This is a genomic window from Bacillus sp. SD088, from assembly GCF_017355205.1.
Classification (GTDB): Bacteria; Bacillota; Bacilli; order Bacillales; family Bacillaceae_C; genus Lederbergia.
This window is the reverse complement of record NZ_JADIJK010000009.1, coordinates 1-18,547: the sequence shown is the minus strand read 5'-3', so window position 1 is coordinate 18,547 and position 18,547 is coordinate 1. Positions and strand designations below refer to the sequence as shown.

General features: G+C 38.9%; 14 protein-coding genes. All 14 read left to right on the top strand.

Annotation, left to right across the window (positions count from 1 at the left end):
* Positions 1 to 143: 143 nt before the first annotated feature.
* Positions 144 to 1,547: a sulfatase-like hydrolase/transferase gene (locus IPU53_RS09600; protein WP_207450210.1), complete on the top strand. Its 1,404-nt coding sequence runs from the start codon at positions 144 to 146 to the stop codon at positions 1,545 to 1,547.
* 348 nt (positions 1,548 to 1,895) lie between these two features.
* The gene (locus IPU53_RS09595; RefSeq protein ID WP_207450208.1) at positions 1,896 to 4,184 is read left to right on the top strand and encodes a glycoside hydrolase family 95 protein; all 2,289 of its coding nucleotides are present in this window, start codon (positions 1,896 to 1,898) and stop codon (positions 4,182 to 4,184) included.
* A gap of 80 nt (positions 4,185 to 4,264) precedes the next feature.
* Positions 4,265 to 4,510, top strand: coding sequence for a hypothetical protein (locus IPU53_RS09590; RefSeq protein ID WP_207450206.1), 246 nt, complete (start codon positions 4,265 to 4,267; stop codon positions 4,508 to 4,510).
* Positions 4,511 to 4,679: 169 nt separating this feature from the next.
* Positions 4,680 to 7,091, top strand: coding sequence for a PDZ domain-containing protein (locus tag IPU53_RS09585; RefSeq protein WP_207450204.1), 2,412 nt, complete (start codon positions 4,680 to 4,682; stop codon positions 7,089 to 7,091).
* 145 nt (positions 7,092 to 7,236) lie between these two features.
* Complete coding sequence (locus IPU53_RS09580) at positions 7,237 to 7,575, top strand: UxaA family hydrolase (protein ID WP_207450203.1); 339 nt, start codon at positions 7,237 to 7,239, stop codon at positions 7,573 to 7,575.
* Complete coding sequence (locus tag IPU53_RS09575) at positions 7,562 to 8,722, top strand: UxaA family hydrolase (protein WP_207450201.1); 1,161 nt, start codon at positions 7,562 to 7,564, stop codon at positions 8,720 to 8,722. The genes IPU53_RS09580 and IPU53_RS09575 overlap by 14 nt, the downstream gene beginning before the upstream one ends.
* 27 nt (positions 8,723 to 8,749) lie before the next feature.
* A complete protein-coding gene (locus tag IPU53_RS09570) occupies positions 8,750 to 9,559 on the top strand; it encodes an SDR family NAD(P)-dependent oxidoreductase (protein WP_207450200.1) in 810 nt (269 codons plus the stop codon).
* A 1-nt stretch (position 9,560) separates the two neighbouring features.
* A complete protein-coding gene (locus tag IPU53_RS09565) occupies positions 9,561 to 10,334 on the top strand; it encodes an SDR family NAD(P)-dependent oxidoreductase (RefSeq protein ID WP_207450199.1) in 774 nt (257 codons plus the stop codon).
* Positions 10,335 to 10,358: 24 nt separating this feature from the next.
* Complete coding sequence (locus IPU53_RS09560; RefSeq protein ID WP_207450198.1) at positions 10,359 to 11,252, top strand: fumarylacetoacetate hydrolase family protein; 894 nt, start codon at positions 10,359 to 10,361, stop codon at positions 11,250 to 11,252.
* A 19-nt stretch (positions 11,253 to 11,271) separates the two neighbouring features.
* Positions 11,272 to 11,703: an L-fucose mutarotase gene (fucU, locus tag IPU53_RS09555; RefSeq protein WP_207450197.1), complete on the top strand. Its 432-nt coding sequence runs from the start codon at positions 11,272 to 11,274 to the stop codon at positions 11,701 to 11,703.
* Between the two features lie 409 nt (positions 11,704 to 12,112).
* Positions 12,113 to 14,314, top strand: coding sequence for an AraC family transcriptional regulator (locus tag IPU53_RS09550; RefSeq protein WP_207450196.1), 2,202 nt, complete (start codon positions 12,113 to 12,115; stop codon positions 14,312 to 14,314).
* Between the two features lie 244 nt (positions 14,315 to 14,558).
* A complete protein-coding gene (locus IPU53_RS09545; RefSeq protein ID WP_207450195.1) occupies positions 14,559 to 15,524 on the top strand; it encodes an ABC transporter permease in 966 nt (321 codons plus the stop codon).
* 12 nt (positions 15,525 to 15,536) lie between these two features.
* Positions 15,537 to 16,439, top strand: coding sequence for a carbohydrate ABC transporter permease (locus IPU53_RS09540; RefSeq protein ID WP_207450193.1), 903 nt, complete (start codon positions 15,537 to 15,539; stop codon positions 16,437 to 16,439).
* A 164-nt stretch (positions 16,440 to 16,603) separates the two neighbouring features.
* Complete coding sequence (locus IPU53_RS09535) at positions 16,604 to 18,262, top strand: ABC transporter substrate-binding protein (protein ID WP_207450191.1); 1,659 nt, start codon at positions 16,604 to 16,606, stop codon at positions 18,260 to 18,262.
* Positions 18,263 to 18,547: the final 285 nt, after the last annotated feature.

Here is an 18,547-nt window from a genome sequence, read left to right as displayed (position 1 = left end):
CTTATTAAATTCAGAAGATTCTCTTGCTTGAATCCCGAATCGAATGGCAATAAGGTCCCATTAAATGAAGTTATGCTGATTGGTAAGTTTGTCAGCATAGCTTCGTTGAGTTGTGGATGGACAAAGGAGATTATGAATTTGAAATGAGTAGACCAAATATTATTTTGATAACTGTTGATGATCAAAGATATGGAACTATAAATGCCTTGGGAAATAAAGAAGTCATAACGCCTAATTTAGACGAATTAGTTAAAACAGGTACCTCGTTTATCCAAGCACATATTCCCGGTGGAACAACAGGTGCAGTATGTATGCCAAGTAGAGCGATGATCCATACTGGAAAAAACCATTTTAATTGGCCGAGCGATGGAGCCACTATTCCAGCTGATCATACTTTATTAGGCGAGGCCCTTCAGCGAGAAGGTTATACTACATTTGCAACAGGCAAATGGCATAATGGAGCGGAAACATTTAATAGGAGTTTTTTAGATGGAGAAAATATCTTCTTTGGTGGAATGTGGGATCATTGGAATGTACCTGTTTCAGATTATGATCAAACGGGTCAATATAATAATATAAAAAACTTTATTACGAATCCGATGCTACAGGATTCCGTAACTCGGATGCACTGTGATCGAATTTATCCGGGAAAACATTCCACAGATCTATTTGCTGAAACAGCGATTGACTGGTTAGATTGTTATCAAGAGAAAACACCTTTCTTTATGAATCTAGCATTTATGTCCCCTCATGATCCAAGAAATGCACCTAGGAAGTTTATGAATATGTACGACCCAGATAATATTGAGCTACCAATCAATTTCGTTGGAGAACATTCGCTTGACTTCGGTGTTAATAATATTAGAGATGAGGTTTTACTTTCCCATCCAAGAAAAGAGGAAGATGTAAGAACACATATTGCTCGATATTATGCAATGATTACCCATCATGATGATCAAATCGGACAAATCATCACCAAACTAAAGGAAAAAGGACTATATGAAAATACCATTGTTGTGTTTGTAGCAGATCATGGACTGGCACTTGGGCAACATGGATTACTGGGTAAACAAAATAATTATGATCACAGTATAAGGGTTCCCCTAATTTTATCAGGACCAGGCATACCAGAAAATGAGTTAAGGGATAGCTATGTCTACCACTTTGATATATTTCCAACTCTTTGTGAGTTAATTGATATAGAGATTCCTACTTCTGTAGAAGGGCTTAGTATGCTGCCTGTACTAAATGATCAAACGGTCTGTTTACGTGAGAATCTATATTTCTCCTATGCAGATAAAGTACGTGCAACAAAAGATAAGCGCTTTAAATTAATAGAATATGCTGCAGATAACACAATTTATACGCAGTTATTTGACCTATTTGAAGATCCAGCAGAGATGAATAATTTATATGATGTGGAAGGGTATGAAGAGATTATCAACCAATTACGAGAGCGAATGAAAAAGTTTAGAGATGAATGGTTTGAGGAACGGCATCCAACAGGAAAAGCTTTTTGGAAGAATTATGAAAGGATTGAAAAATAAACATATGGTTGTGTATAAGAGGGGCTTTTGAAAGGGGCTTCTATATACCCCCGTAAAATATTAGCAATATGAAAGTTATATAAATAGGGAATATTTCCGTGATCGCTTTGCTGAATTTATATCAAGCCAGGAAGATACGAATACGTTTATTCGGGAGGCAACTGAGGAAATAAAAGTCTTAATCAAAGAGCGTCAGGGTGAAGAATAATGATGTATGGATCAATTAATGCTCACTTCCTAGTATAAGTTACAACTGGAAACTAAGTGATTAATTATCTTAGCCCTTAAAATACCTAGGTTAGCACGTATTTCAAGGAAATTCTAATTCAATTGAAATGAGGTTGAACATTGCAAACGAATCAAAAACTTTGGTATAACCAACCAGCAAAGAAGTGGACAGAAGCTCTCCCTATCGGAAATGGCCGATTAGGGGGGATGATTTTTGGAGGAATCCATCAAGAGAAAATTCAATTAAATGAAGATTCTATTTGGTATGGAGGCTCGCAAAACGCCAATAATCCAGATGCCAAAAAGTATTTACCTGAAATCAGGCAATTACTATTTTCCGAAAAGCAACAAGAGGCAGAGCATTTAGCGAGAATGGCGCTGTTATCTCAGCCAAGATATTTACATCCTTATCAGCCACTAGGAGATTTCTATTTATGGTTTCTTCATGATGATGAGTCTGCGGATAAATATTGTAGAATTTTAGATTTGGAGACAGCTATTACAACGGTTCAATATAATGTAGGAAAAGTAAAATATTCACGTGAATATTTTAGCAGCGCTGTGGATGAAACTGTGGTCATACGCTTAATAAGTGATAGGCCGGGAGCCTTGAATTTTAGTGCGAATATGATGCGCCGTCCATTTGATCTAGGGAGTAGAGCTATATCTCCAAATATTCTACTCATGGAGGGAGAGTGCGGGCGAGATGGTGTAGAATTTCGTACGGCTATCAAGGCAGTAAATGAAGGTGGAAAGGTTAAAACGATCGGGGACTCGATCTCAGTTGAAAACGCAGATGCGGTAACCCTTTTTCTAAGTACGGCAACCACTTTTCGTTATCAAGACCCTGAACGGGTTTGTCTGGAGCAAATAGAAGGCGCATCCATACAAACGTATGATGAACTAAAAGAAGCACATATGAAAGAATATCATGAAAAATTCGCACGGGTTCATCTGGATCTTGTAAATGGAGAAGAAGAAGAGCTATGTTCATTACCAACAGATATTCGCATCAAACGTTATCAAGAGGGAGAAGAAGATGTAGATTTAGAGTCTCTCTTTTTTCAATACGGTCGCTATTTACTTATTTCAAGTTCAAGACCAGGTAGTTTGCCCGCCAATTTACAAGGAATCTGGAATGATCAATTCACTCCTCCATGGGAATCAAAATATACGATTAATATTAACACCCAGATGAACTACTGGCCTGCGGAGATGTGTAACTTAGCTGAGTGTCATCAACCACTTTTTGATTTAATTGAAAGAATGAGAGAAAAAGGAAGAGTGACAGCAAAGGAGTTATATGGATGTCGCGGGTTTGTGGCCCATCATAATACGAATTTGTGGGGAGAAACGCATATAGAAGGGATCCCTTTATCTGCATCGGTTTGGCCAATGGGTGGCGCATGGTTATCTTTGCATCTATGGGAGCATTATCGATTTGGACAAGATGAAAATTTCCTTCGTAATTGTGCCTATCCTGTTATGAAAGAAGCAGCTGAATTTTTCTTGGACTATCTCGTTGAGGATGAGAATGGTCAGCTAGTGACAGGCCCGTCCATTTCTCCCGAGAATACGTTTAAGCTTCCAAATGGAACAAAAGGAAATCTTTGTATGGGGCCTGCTATGGATAGCCAAATCCTACAATTTTTATTCACGGCTATCCATGAAGCTGGGAAGATTTTGGAGAATGATGATGATTTTATGATGGAAATAGAAAAGGCGATCAAGCGATTGCCGAAAACGGAGATTGGGCAACTTGGTCAGATTATGGAGTGGATCAAGGATTATGAAGAAGTGGATTCAGGCCATCGCCATATCTCTCATTTGTTTGCCTTACATCCAGGGGAAGAAATCCATCCCATTCATACTCCTGGATTGGCTAACGCTGCTAAACAAACTCTAGAAGGGAGACTTTCAAATGGTGGAGGCCACACAGGTTGGAGTCGTGCTTGGATCATCAATTTTTGGGCGCGGCTACTTGAAGGGGAAAAGGCATATCAAAACGTTCGTCAGCTTTTGACAACTTCGATTTATCCGAATCTATTTGATGCACACCCACCTTTCCAAATTGACGGTAATTTTGGGGCAACAGCCGGTATAGCGGAAATGCTGCTGCAGTCGCATTGCAGGGAAATTGTTTTCTTACCTGCATTGCCTAAAACATGGTTGAATGGGTCTGTCAGAGGGTTGCGAGCCAGGGGAGGATATGAAGTCGACATCATATGGAAAGACGGGGAATTCCATTCCGCGAAAATCAAACCAAAGGTAGAAGGAATTTGTAGAATTAGGACTGATATACCGCTTTTAGTTTGTAATGGGGAGAGGTTGGTAAACACTACGTGGCATGATTCTATTCTCGAATTTAGATCGATAAAAGGTGATGTGTACACCATCCAACCATCGTAACTAAGAAGTTTATCGATATTTTATATTCGTTTGTAAAGGGAACGCCCTATAAAAAATTCTGAAGGTAGGTTGTGCATTTTTTGCCTTCAAGTACACGGGTTCCTAACCAGGAATATGGAGCAGATAATCCACTCATGGAAGGAAAAAACGTAGCGGCATTGTTAGTCAATACACTTGCACCGCCACCAGAAAGAAAAAGTCCTTGGGATAGCTTTGTCGAGTTTGACTTTGAGAAATTAAAAGAGAGTTCAGACATTCAAGAGTTTTTAAGAAGAACCCAGGAAGAGTGGGAAATTAAAATTCAAGAGGCAAAAGCAACACAATAATCTCACTATCTGTGTAGAAATTCAAAATCAAAAAAATAGAGTAGATCATCTGGAAATGTAACCTACTCTAATTAGGTTTCAAAAGTAATTACACTTTTTAAGATACTTGGTTAAAAATGCGGTTTACATTGATAAAATTAATTTTTACGTTTGACAGGAGGAAAAAACTATGATGATGGCGTCCAGTTACTCTGAAAATTCTAGTAACCAGTGTGAAGGAGAAGTAGGGGCAGTTACATTCTTCGTCTCATGCGTAGGAGATGATAGAAACCCCGGTACAAAGGATGCGCCATTTGCTACATTAGATAAAGCGAAGCATGCGGTACGTGCTACCAAACGTAAAGCTGTAGCTCCAATTAGGGTCTATGTGCGAGAAGGTACGTACTTTTTAAAAGAACCACTTCAGTTTACTGCTGAAGACTCTGGCTCGGATGAAGTCCCTATTTTCTTTGAAGCTTTCGAAAATGAGCACGTTGTGATTAGTGGTGGAACTTCATTAAAATTAGCATGGACTTATTTTCGTGATGGGATATGGCAAGCGACTGTTCCTGAAGATTTAGAGATAGATGAGTTATTCGTAAATGAAAGACGCTATTGGATGGCTCGTTACCCGAATTATGATCCCACTGTATCTATTTATAACGGTTACTCTTCCGATTGCTTAAATGAAAATAGAATTGCAGGTTGGTCTGATCCCAGCGATGGCTATATTCATGCGATGCATAAACACATGTGGGGCGGTTATCATTATCTCATAACCGGCAAAGATCCAAACGATAAGTTGACTTATGAAGGAGGCTGGCAAAATAATCGCCAGCTTGGCATGCATGATGAATATCGTTTCGTAGAAAATATTTTTGAAGAACTAGATGCACCCGGTGAATGGTATTTAGATCGTCGTAAGAATATTCTTTATGTCTACCCAATTGCGGATACTGACTTGCAGAATGCAGTTGTCGAAGCCGATCAGTTACACCATTTAATCGAATTCGATGGAACCGAGGCATCGCCTGTATGCAGAATCACGCTTAAGGGATTTACTTTCCGTCATACATCTAGAAGCTTCATGGATACCCGTGAACCGCTGCTTCGTAGTGACTGGACAATTTACCGCGGTGGTGCGATACTCTTCGAGGGAAGCAAAAACTGTCATGTGGAAGACTGTTTTCTAGATCAATTAGGGGGAAATGCCATTTTCGTCAGCGGTTTCAATCGTGAGATTTCAGTACGTGGTTGTCATATTGCTAATGCTGGTGCAAACGGAATTGCGTTTGTTGGACAAGCTTCAGCTGTACGCAGCCCGTTATTTGAATATAATCAGAGACAAAAACTGAAAGATATGGATCAGACACCTGGCCCTTTGACAAATGAATATCCTGCTGATTGTCTTGTGGAGGATTGTCTTATTTATCGGAGTGGTCGATATGAAAAACAATCTGCACCAATTCAAATTTCAATGTCGCGGAACATTACAATTCGCCACTGCAGCATTTACGAGGTTCCTAGAGCAGGGATAAATATATCAGATGGAACATGGGGTGGGCACCTAATTGAATGTAATGATGTATTCGATACTGTGTTGGAAACAGGTGATCACGGTTCTTTCAATTCTTGGGGACGTGACCGTTTTTGGGGGCTGGAGGATGTCGACCTGAATCGCCTAAACCTTGTAAACGAGAAATCAGAACCTAGCGAGCTTCCAATTCTAGATACGATCAAGCCCGTCATTATCCGCAATAATCGCTGGCGTTGTGACCATGGCTGGGATATCGATTTGGATGATGGGTCAAGTAACTACCATATTTATAATAATCTTTGCCTTAGTGGCGGAATAAAGCTAAGGGAAGGCTTTTATCGTAAATGCGAAAATAACATTATCGTTCATAATTCGTTCCACCCTCATGTATGGTATAAGGGTAGTCAGGACATCTTTCGAAATAATATTGTCTTTGAGGCTTACAAACCGATTCTCGTACCCCAACCTTGGGGATTAGAATGTGACAACAATCTGCTTCATAGAAATGGTGAAAATGTCGTTACACCAGCAAATTCTCTTCAGCAGCAAAGTGACAGGGATTCGAATTCGATCATAGGGGACGCTAAATTTATCAATCCTGATATCGGAGATTATCGAGTAAAGGACGATTCACCAGCACTAGAAAAAGGATTTAATAACTTTCCGATGGATCAGTTTGGTGTATACAAAGAAGAGTATCGCCAAATAGCGCGTACCCCCCAGTTACCGAAAACCGAAGATTTTACTGCTAGCACCCGTGACGGGGAGACTTGTGAATGGATGGGAGTTCAAATCAGAAATGTGACTGGCATTGGTGAAGTATCAGCATTCGGTCTTCCAGATGAAATCGGTGTATGGATCGAAACAGCACCGGAAGAGAGTGAATTGGTAAATGCTGGTCTGCAGGAAAAGGATGTCATTATTGAAATTGCAGGTTATAAGATAGGGAGTTTGAAGGATATATTGAACCTTAATATAAATTCTAAAGGAGAAAAGCCTATCAAAATATCTATTTTCCGAGACCAACAAATACTAGATATTCAATTCGTTTCTCGCAATTTATAACGAAATACTTCACTATCCGATAACACACTGGTCAATCATGTTGATAAGCTTAACCTTTAAAATAATTAATTGACATAAAAGCCAATGATTTGTTAAAATTATGATACCGATAACAAAAAATACTAGATAAAAGGGAGGTCTTTTTATGGAGAAAGCGTTTCAATCAGGGATTACATGCATTGTCATGGACGATAAAGACAATGTTGCAACCCTTTTAAAAGATATAAAAAAAGGGGAGATGTTAACTTACATCCAAAAGGAAAATGAGCAACAAATAGAATTGAAAAATAATGTGGATTTTGGTCATAAAGTAGCCATTGTACCAATTCAGAAAGGGCAAGAAGTGCTCAAATATGGTGAAGTGATCGGAGCAGCTACCATGCAAATACAAGTGGGCGAACATGTTCACATTCATAATATTGAAGGCATTAGAGGTAGAGGAGATAAAAAGAGTGAGGAGGCGCAAAAACATGCAAACGTTTAAAGGCTATCGGCGCGAAAATGGAAAAGTTGGAATCCGTAATCACCTACTGATTTTACCGACTGTTGTTTGTGCGAACCAGGTATGTGCAAGAATTCAACAGCAAGTTCCGGATTCAGTCGCAATTCCGCACCAGCATGGCTGTAGTCAGGTAGGAGATGATAAAGAGAGAACACATAAAGTCTTGGTGGGAATGGGGAAGAATCCCAATGTTGGAGCAGTTTTAATTGTTAGTCTTGGTTGTGAGGTAATCGATGCTAAAGAAGTCAAAGCGGAAATTGAAGAAACAGGAAAACCTGTTGTCTGGATTGATATCCAAACTGAAGGCGGTTCCATTAAAACCATTCAAAAAGGGATTATTGAAGCAAAGAAATTAGTAGGTGCAATTCAAGAAATACCCACGGAAGATGTACCGGTTTCTGAATTAATTGTTGGAGTAAAATGTGGAGGATCTGATTTCACCTCTGGACTATGTAGTAACCCAGCACTTGGAAAAACGTCTGATATGCTTTTAGCCAATGGTGGAACGATCATCATGGGGGAAACAACTGAAATTATTGGAGCTGAGCATCTTGTTGCAGCGAAAGCAGTAACTGAGGGCGTAAAAGAAAAGCTTTATAAGGCGATTGAAGGGTTTGAAGCTGAAATTGAGCGCATGGGTGTTGATATGCGCGGTGGGAATCCAAGCCCAGGGAATATAGCTGGAGGACTATCTTCGATCGAAGAAAAATCGCTTGGGTGCATTAGCAAGGCTGGAAATGCACCATTAAAGGATGTTCTTCCATTTGCGGATGATATCCCTGGCAATGGTTATTATTTTATGGATTCCCCGGGAAATGATATCGAATGCGTAACTGGAATGGCGGCTGCTGGAGTACATATGGTCGTGTTTACAACGGGAAGAGGAACACCGACTGGAAATCCAATTATTCCAGTAATCAAAGTAACTGGAAATGAACTTACAGCTAAACGAATGGCTGATAATATTGATATCGATACAAGCCTTGTTTTACAAGGGAAGAAAACATTAGATCAAGCCGGGGAAGATATCTATGATTTCATCTTAGAAGTTGCAAATGGAGAACAAACAAAAGCGGAAATATTAGGTCATGCCGAATTTAGTATAAGTCGGATTGGTATTAGTTTATAATGAGGATCAACAAAAAGGAGCAGAGATATGAAAAGACTTGAAAAACGTGTGGCACTTGTGACAGGCGGAAGTAGTGGAATTGGAGCTGCGATTGTGCGCAGGTTAGCAGAAGAAGGAGCAGACGTAGCAATCAACTACAAGTCAGTTGAAAATCTTGAACAAGCAAATGCTTTAAAAGAGGAGTTACAAGCATCATATAGTGGGAAATTTATGGTTGTGGAAGCAAATGTCGGCATCAAACAAGAGGTCGATCAGATGATTGATGAAGTAGAAAAAAATCTAGGAACTGTAGAGGTGCTCGTCAATAATGCGGGAATTGCTCCATTTCAACCTTTTCTAAATGTTTCAGAGGAATTATGGGATGAAACGTATCAAACAAATGTAAAATCGATTTTTTTAACTTCTCAACGTGTCGCGAAAAAGATGATTGAAAAAAGGTATGGAAAGATTATTAATATTGCTTCAACGGCTAGTTTACTTGTAACAAGCCCTGTTATTCCACACTATATTTCGTCTAAAGCTGCGGCCAACCAATTAACAAAAGCCTTGGCGATAGAGTTAGGTCCACACAATATTAATGTCAATGCAGTCGGTCCAAGTACGGTGGCGACGGACATGTGTAAGGAATTTTTAGCTGATCCGGCTATCCATGAACAAGAAATTCAAGCAAATCCAATGAAACGTTTGGGGACCGAAAAGCAGATTGGGGATGCGGTTGTCTTTTTAGCATCAGATGAGGCAATGCAAATTAATGGTCATTTATTAATGGTAGACGGAGGGTTGACAGTGAAAGCAGCGCAACCGGAGGATCATATGCAGGAAGAACGGGGGTTATAGAATGAGATTAGCAGATAAAGTGGCGATTATTACAGGATCAGGCAGTGGAATTGGACAAGCAACCGCTCTTCGTTTCGCCGAAGAAGGAGCTCATGTCATCGTCAATGATGTCAATCCAGAGCATGGCCAACAAACTGTACAGGAAATTCAGCAAAAAGGGGGAAAAGCCTCGTTTTTTGAAGCAGATGTAACAAAGCCAGAATCTGTGAAAGCTTTAGTAGATTATGTAATCAAAGAACATAAAAAGATTGATATTCTTTTTAATAACGCTGGCATTAGTAATGTTGGCCGTGTCGATGAAGTAGAACCAGATGTATGGGATAAAGTGATGAATGTCAATGTAAAGGGCGTTTATTTAGGCTGCAAGTACGTCGCTCCTCATATGATTGAACAGCAGAGCGGTTGCATTATTAATATGTCTTCTTGTGTAGCTGAAATGGGGTTAGCAAAGCGTGCTTTATACGGTGCTTCTAAAGGGGCGGTGTTATCCTTAACAAAGTCGATGCAAGTGGATTATGCTCCCTATAATATTCGTGTTAATGCTTTACTTCCAGGTACCATTTACACACCTTTTGTGGAAAACTATTTAAAAAATTCGTATGATGATCCTGAGGAAGCGATTAATAGTATTAAAGGGCGGCAACTAAGTGGTGATCTTGGAAAGCCTGAAGATGTCGCTAATGCTGCCCTATTTTTAGCTTCAGATGAAGCGAAGTTTATGATGGGCTCCCCGTTATATATTGATGGCGGCGTTGTATTTGGGAAAGATGCATAACAAATAGAAAAGGAGATACTGACTATGAAACTATTAACATATGAAGTACAAGAGGTACATAAATTAGGTGTTCAAACAGATAAAGGAATTATCGATGTTCAAGCAACTGCAGAGAAAACGGGTAACTCAGATGTGGAAACAGATATTATGTCTGTCATTGCTGGAGGGGAGAAGGCAACTAAGCAATTATCAAGTCTATTGGAGCAGGCAGAAGAGACAAACACGACTGTATATGTAGATTCTGAAAATCTTGTATGGGGACCAAGTGTTACAAGTCCGCATAAAATCATCTGTGTAGGTTTAAATTATCGAAAACATGCAGATGAAACAAATGCACCTTATCCAGAAGTTCCCATCCTCTTTAATAAATTCGATAATACACTAACAGGTCATAAAAGCGAGATTCCTGTACCGAAAGTGACGGAAAAACTAGATTATGAGGTAGAACTTGCCATCGTAATTGGAAAAAAAGCAAAGAACGTAAAAGAAGCAGATGCGCTTGATTATGTATTTGGCTATAGCGCAGCGAATGATTTATCTGCTCGCGATTTGCAAATGAGAACACAGCAATGGATGCTTGGAAAAATTGGTGATAAATTTAGTCCATTAGGACCTTATCTTGTAACAGCAGATGAAGTGGGTAACCCTGATGATCTAAATTTGAAAACAACCGTTAATGGGGAAGTCAGACAGGATTCCAATACATCAGATATGATTTTCAATTGCTCGGAAATTGTGAGCTATCTCTCGCAATATCTAACACTAGAACCTGGAGATGTTATTTTGACAGGAACCCCTGAAGGTGTTGTTCTAGGTTTACCAGAAGATCAGCAAGTCTATATTCAACCAGGTGATGTGATTACCTGTGAGATCGAAAAACTAGGTGCTATAACAAATTATTATATAGAGGAAAAGTAAAGAACGGGTGTGACGTTGTATGTTAAAAGGAATTCCTTCAATTATTTCGCCAGAACTTATGAAAATATTAATGGAGATGGGGCATGGGGATGAAATTGTCCTAGCAGACGCAAATTTTCCGTCTGCCAGCCATGCCCAGCATCATCTTATTCGCTGTGATGGACATGGGATACCAGAGTTATTAGCAGCGATATTAAAATTCTTTCCTCTTGATACATATGTGGAACATCCTGTGACATTAATGGATGTGGTGGAAGGAGAGCAATTTCAACCTACGATTTGGGAAAACTATGAAACCTTCATCCAAAAAGAACAAGCTATCTCTCTCCAAATGGAATATGTGGATCGCTTCGCATTTTATGAGCGAGCCAAAAAAGCCTATGCAATCGTGGCTACTGGAGAAGCGGCTCAATATGCCAATATTATCTTAAAAAAAGGTGTCCTTACATAAAGCCATTTAATGCTTAAAGTGTCTAAATAAAGGCTCCACACCATATCTTTTTTAGAGATAAGAAAGTATAAAATTCGGCTAGTGTTTGGATCTAGCTCCAGCGCCCAGCGACTAGCAAACTTTTAGCTTCTTCTTACGATAAGTCAACATCGGCTCATACTTCGCCGTGTATCATTTATCTCGTTAGAAGCTTAAAAAGTTTGTACATCGCTAAACGGGCGCTTTTGCTTTTCTTAAGATATGCCAATTCGTTATAACCTTCAACCTAGTGATGAAAGCCCCGATCTGTATGGATCATACGCCTTCGAATGCTCCAAATTGGAAAGACATGCTATCATTTTTCGTCTATGGTAAGGATTTGTTGAAATCATTGTAATGCTCTGATTTTATTTTGGAGAGGGGAAAATGTATGAAGCGTAATTGGTTTCGCCAAATGTTATTCGCGTACACACCTGTCTTTTTTATTATTATCCTTGTTTTATTCTTTATTTTCTTTCAAGTCTTAAATGAACAGAGTAAGCAGGAAGCTCTAAATATAAACGAGTCATTAGCTGGACAAGCGTATCGCTATGTCGATCGTAGTTTGAAAGAGATTGATCAGCGGATACTAAGAGAATCTTTGATCAATAAAAGCTTTAAAGCGTTTTTAGAGGGAGAAGATATAGCTGATGTACCTAGAAATCTTGAAGCATATAAGGCATTGCAAGAGTTAACCATAAATTATCCAATGATTGATTCTGCTTATTTAGTTCGTGATCATGATGAAACCGTTTTAAGTCTTAGTACTGTGACGAAAGTATTGGATTATGGAGACCATTCCTTTATTGAAACCACTTCCACTGGACATTCATCTCATTGGACGGACCAACGCCTTTTCCGAGAATTCCCAAAACAAGATAAAAAAGCAGTTGTATCCTTGAAACGACCTGTTCCTTTTCACGGAAAAGCCAAGGGGTTTATCGTGGTGAACGTGAGTGTAAACGAGCTAAAAAAGAGGATTCAGGAAATGTATGATCCAGAAGTAAGCTTTGTTCATCTGACTGATAGAAGTGGAACGGAGCTCTTGAATGAAAATGTTCATCCGGTAGAAGATCGGATTCTTACGCGCTTCACATCAGATTATACCGGGTGGACAATAGAAAGTGGGTTTTCTAAAAGCAATTTGACTAGAGTCATAGAATCTGTTCGATTATTATGGATTATTGTGTCCATTTTTGTCGTTTTGACGGGTGTTATCTTGATTATTTACATAACGAAAAAAGCTTACAAGCCGTTGGAACAACTAGTTAGAAAGATTAATGGAGGGGTATTAAAAGAGCCGCACATTCCTTCGCAAAGAAATGAATTTACCCTCATTGCTCACACCTTGGATCAAATGTTAGAGCAATCAAGTCGCTATCATGAAGTGGAAGATGAGGTTCTATTGCTGCGCAGGAAATATGGATTCGAGCAAATTTTAATGGGGAAGGATGGATTTCCAGATTGGGAGAAAGAGATGGAGAAAATGGAATTATCGCCAATATTCTCCCCATCGATCGTGTTTCTAGTAGAAATTGATCAGTATGGTCAATGGAAGCGAGAATTGGGCGCAGAAAAACTCCTTCAAGTGAAGGCTATGATGGAAAAGAGAGCAAGTGAAATGGACCATGATTCAATGTCCATTCTTTGGTGTGGCTGGGCGAATGAGTATCGTTTCGTTGGGATTGTGCAAATGTCTGAGGATATCGATCCGTATCACTACTTTACCCACTTCAAACAAGTGATAACTGATCAATTGCCTTTCACCGTTACACTCGGATTTAGTAGGCGGATTACAATTCCAGAAGAAATACGTAAAGCATTTGATGAAGCAACGGGAGCACTTGCCTACAAAGCTACACTTGGCTTGAACCAAACCATCCAATACGAAGAAATAACATTAACAGAAGTAGATGTTTACCGTTATTTAAAGCTTGCCCAAGAGACCGTGTTTGCTTATCGCTTAAGTGATCCGAATTGGCGTAAAAAATATCATGAGCTATTTGAACAAATTATTCAAGCGAAACTGCGGAAAGAAGAAATTATTCATATTATTAACTTTTTCATTTTTCATTTGGAACGGGAGAGACATTTGTTCCCACAAGAAATTCAAGAACTCTGGAGCGAGCACGCCGTTTCCCGACTAGCCGATCAGCTGGAACAATTTGATACAGTAGAAGAATTGAAAGAAAACATGTTTACGATATTGGACGAGATGTTCAAGCAAATTATTTCTCATAGACAAACTAAGAGCTATGATGAAGTGTTGCTGGAGATTAAACGATATATTGAAAGTCATTATAAGGAAGTCGATCTATCTCTTGATCATTTAAGTGAAGTCTTTAATTTAAAAGGAAAATATATTAGTAAACTCTTCAAGGAGCATTTTGGTGAAAAATTTGTCGATTTTTTAACGAGAATTCGGATGGAACATGCAGAAGAGTTATTGAAGACATCTGATCAACCAATAGTAGAAATCAGTAAGCAGGTCGGCTATATCAGTCCCAATTCATTTACAAGAGTTTTCCGGAAAGTATATGGAATTTCGCCAGGAGAATATAGAAAATTGCACAAAAAAACGGATGAATCGTAATTTATTATGCTAGGTATCTCCTCTTCAACCATTTCGAAGTAGAGTACCTAGCTTTTTTAGAGCATTTACAGAGGGTGAAAAAAGAATCATGGAGAAAATGGTTATGTTTATCACCTTTCATCGTTGTAGATAAGCGGAATGCGAAAAAGGATAACCCAAAGAAATTTGCTTGTTGTCAGATTTTGTTGTCTGTCGCTATGATACATGTAATCCCTTACATAAATGACAGAAAGGAGAGGATGGAATGTCAACTGGGAAAGCTGTTATCGAGAAAAATCCGCATCATCTTCTTACTCAGAAAAAAAGAGCAAGAAATTGGAAGTTAGTAAAAAAGCATTGGCAACTCTATTTATTAGTATTAATTCCTCTATCATTTTTAATTACATTTAAATATGTACCTATGTTTGGAAGTGCGATCGCTTTTAAAGATTACAATGTAGTGAAAGGGATCTGGGGGAGTGATTGGGTTGGGTTTAAACATTTTACTCAATTTTTTCATCTACCTATCTTCTGGGATATTATTAAAAATACACTCGGAATTAGTCTTTACGGTCTTGCGATCGGTTTTCCTGCACCGATTATATTAGCACTTGCCTTAAACGAGGTACGCCAGGGCTTATTTAAACGATCTGTGCAAATGGTCACGTATGCACCATACTTTATTTCGACGGTTATTATGGTTTCGATCATTATTGTGGCGTTATCTCCAAATACTGGCATTGTGAATAGCATTCTAGGATTGTTTGGAGTGTCTCCAAGAAACTTTATGGGGGAACCGGGCCTATTTAAGACGATTTACGTTCTCTCAGATGTTTGGCAACAAACAGGATATGGAGCGATTATCTATTTGGCTGCGCTAGCAGGTGTTAATCCTGAGTTATATGAAGCGGCAAAAATAGATGGTGCTTCCAGATGGCAGAAAATATTGAATATTGATATCCCTAGTATTTTGCCAGTGACCGTTATCATGTTGATCCTAAATGTTGGTAATATGATGGCCATTGGTTTCGAGAAAATTTACTTAATGCAAAATCCATTGAATGTCCCCACATCAGAAGTTATTTCTACTTATGTGTATAAAGTTGGGTTAATTGAATCAAATTTTAGTTTCTCAGCAGCAGTGGGATTATTCAATTCGATCATTAATTTGATTTTACTTGTATTCGTCAATTTTCTAGCAAAAAGAATATCCAATAACAGTCTGTGGTAAAGAGGTGAAAAAATGACTAAGAAAACAAGTAAAGTACGTGAATCATTTGGCGATCGTGTATTTTTAACAGGGATTTACATTTTTTTAATACTAGTATTACTGATTATATTACTGCCTTTAATGAACATTCTCAGTTCTTCCTTTAGTCACCCAAGTGCCGTGGTCGCAGGAAAGGTCTGGCTTTTTCCAGTCGACTTTTCGCTTGCAGGTTATAAAGCGGTTTTTGACAACCCGAATATCATACTTGGGTTTAGAAACTCAATTTTGTATACAATCGCTGGTACTCTTGTGAATGTCGTGTTAACGATTATGATTGCCTATCCGCTTTCTCGGAAGACTTTTTATGGGAGAGGTCTTATAATGGCCGTTCTTGTCTTCACTATGTTATTCGACGGTGGGCTCATTCCCTATTATTTAGTTGTCAAAGCTCTCGGTCTGCTGAATACACCATGGGCGATGATTTTGCCTGGTGCGGTTGCCGTTTTTCAGGTGATTATTGCGAGAACCTTTTTTCAGACAACTATACCAGATGATCTGTATGAGGCGGCAGAAATAGATGGTTGCAGTGACATGCGCTTTATTACAAGCGTTGTCATTCCCTTGTCGAAGCCAATTATTGCAGTTATGACTTTAATGTATGCGGTGGGACATTGGAATGCTTATTTTCAAGCATTGATCTTCCTAAGAGATCCTAATTTATTTCCATTGCAAATCATTCTTCGAGAAATTCTCGTATTAAATTCCGTTGATCCATCGATGATGTCTAATGTGGATCAAGTTTTGGCCTTGGCAGGATTAAAGGAACAGCTAAAATATGCATTAATTGTTGTTGCTAGTGTTCCAGTCTTACTCATATACCCATTCGTACAAAAGCATTTTACCAAAGGAGTGATGATTGGTTCGTTAAAATCCTAGCCGATTATAAGGTTTTGCTCTTTTGAAAGGGGGGATGGAGCCCAACAGGATGTTGGTCAGAACGGCGCTTTGATGCAAGGATTAGAAGGCAGCGGAGCGAACTAAACCGTTCATCCTTTAGACAGGCATTTGTCATTTTCTTATAAAAAAAGGAGGGTCATTTTATGAAAAAGAAAAAATGGATTGTTCTAAGCATTGTATTTGTGATGGTGTTCCTTGCTGCTTGTCAGTCAAAGGAATCAGGAAAGAATGGAAGTAAAAGTGAGAGTACAGAAAATATTACCATTAATCCGGTTGGGGAATTGCCTATTGTGGATGAAACCATGACATTGCAAATGTTTGCTCCACAATATCCAACAATCGAAAATATGAATACCAATACCTATACCAAATGGTTGGAGGAAGAGACAAATATCCATATTGAATGGGATCTTGTTCCACAAGATGCGTTAAATGACCGTAAGCAATTAATGCTTGCAAGTGGGGACTATCCTGAGGTCATTCTTCACGGGAATTTAACACCTGAAGAACAAATGCGCTATGGAGAACAAGGGGTCTTTTTACCGCTAAATGATTTAATTGACCAATATGCACCAAACATAAAAAAGGCAATGGAAGATCTTGATTATCTTGAACAATCGATTACAGCACCAGATGGCAATATTTACTCGATTCCCCAAGTAAATGAATGTTACCATTGCTCCTATCCGAATAAATATTGGATCAATAAAGACTGGCTTGACGCATTAGACCTTAAGATTCCTGAGACAACCGATGATTTATATACTGTATTAAAAGCTTTTAAAGAAGAAGATCCCAATGGCAATGGAAAAGCGGATGAAATCCCTTTAACAGCGGCTACAGAAGCAACGATGTGGGGCGGGAATTTTGCCGTTTATCTGATGGACCCATTTATTTATAATGATGGAGATACCTATTTAATCGTTCGTGATGATAAAGTGTCACTTGCTGCAAATACAGATGAGTGGAGAGAAGGCCTAGAATATATGAGCAAGTTATATTCAGATGGACTAATCGATATGGGCGCCTTTACTCAAAATAATGATGCTGTGAATCAACTTGCGAATCGCGACGAGAATGTGATGGGTTCGGTCACAACTGCATTATTAAGTTATGCTCTATCACCTGATGACAAAACACCGCGTCATAAAGAATATGTGACCGTACCAGCATTAAAAGGCCCTAAAGGGGTGCAACAGGCAAATATTGAAGCAAGTGTGGCCAATGGGCAATTTGCTTTAACCAATAAGGCAACAGAAGAACAGCAAATTGCGGCGATCAGACTTGTTGATTTCCTTTTTACGGAAGAAGCGATTCTTTTACAAGAATATGGACCTGAAGGCAAAGGATGGCGTAAGGCGGAAGAAGGGGAGCTTGACTATGATGGAGAACAAGCAAAATATACTCAACTACCAGTTGAGGGCGGACAAACTCATAATGATGGCTGGGAGCAACTAGGTCCTTCTTTGCGGACTTTTGAATACCGAGCATCCTTTACAGCTCCAGAGGATCCTTTAGCTGAAGATGGCTACGGCACTCGTCTGCATCAAGAAACAAAAAATAATTATGAGCCATATGCAACAACAGAAAACTATCCAAGTGGTATATTTATTAATTTGGAGGATTCAAGTGAAGCGGCTCAGTTAAAAACAACGATTGCGGATTATATTGAAACAAATTTGGCTCAATTTGTAACAGGTGATAAGAATTTTGATAAGGATTGGGATGCATACCTAAAAGGCTTTGAAGGTTTGCAACTAGATCGCTACCTGGAAATCTACCAAGAGGCCTATGATAGATAATAGATTACCGTCTGTTACACGAATTGCATAACATTGGTGCTACCAGCATTCCTTCATAGCTGCTGGTAGTGCTTCTAATTGTAATTTTACCGATAACAAACTATAATTTTAGTGTAAGAGCTTTCATGAAGAGGTAGAAATTCAAGCAAACGATATTTTTCGTAGAGGAGTCGATTTTCTTGCAAACAAGCAAATTACCATTGCCTTCCATTCCTCAAGTTTTCTGGCAAAATCTCGATCTTGGGATGTTTTGCCATTTTGGGATGAACACCTTTTGTGATCAGG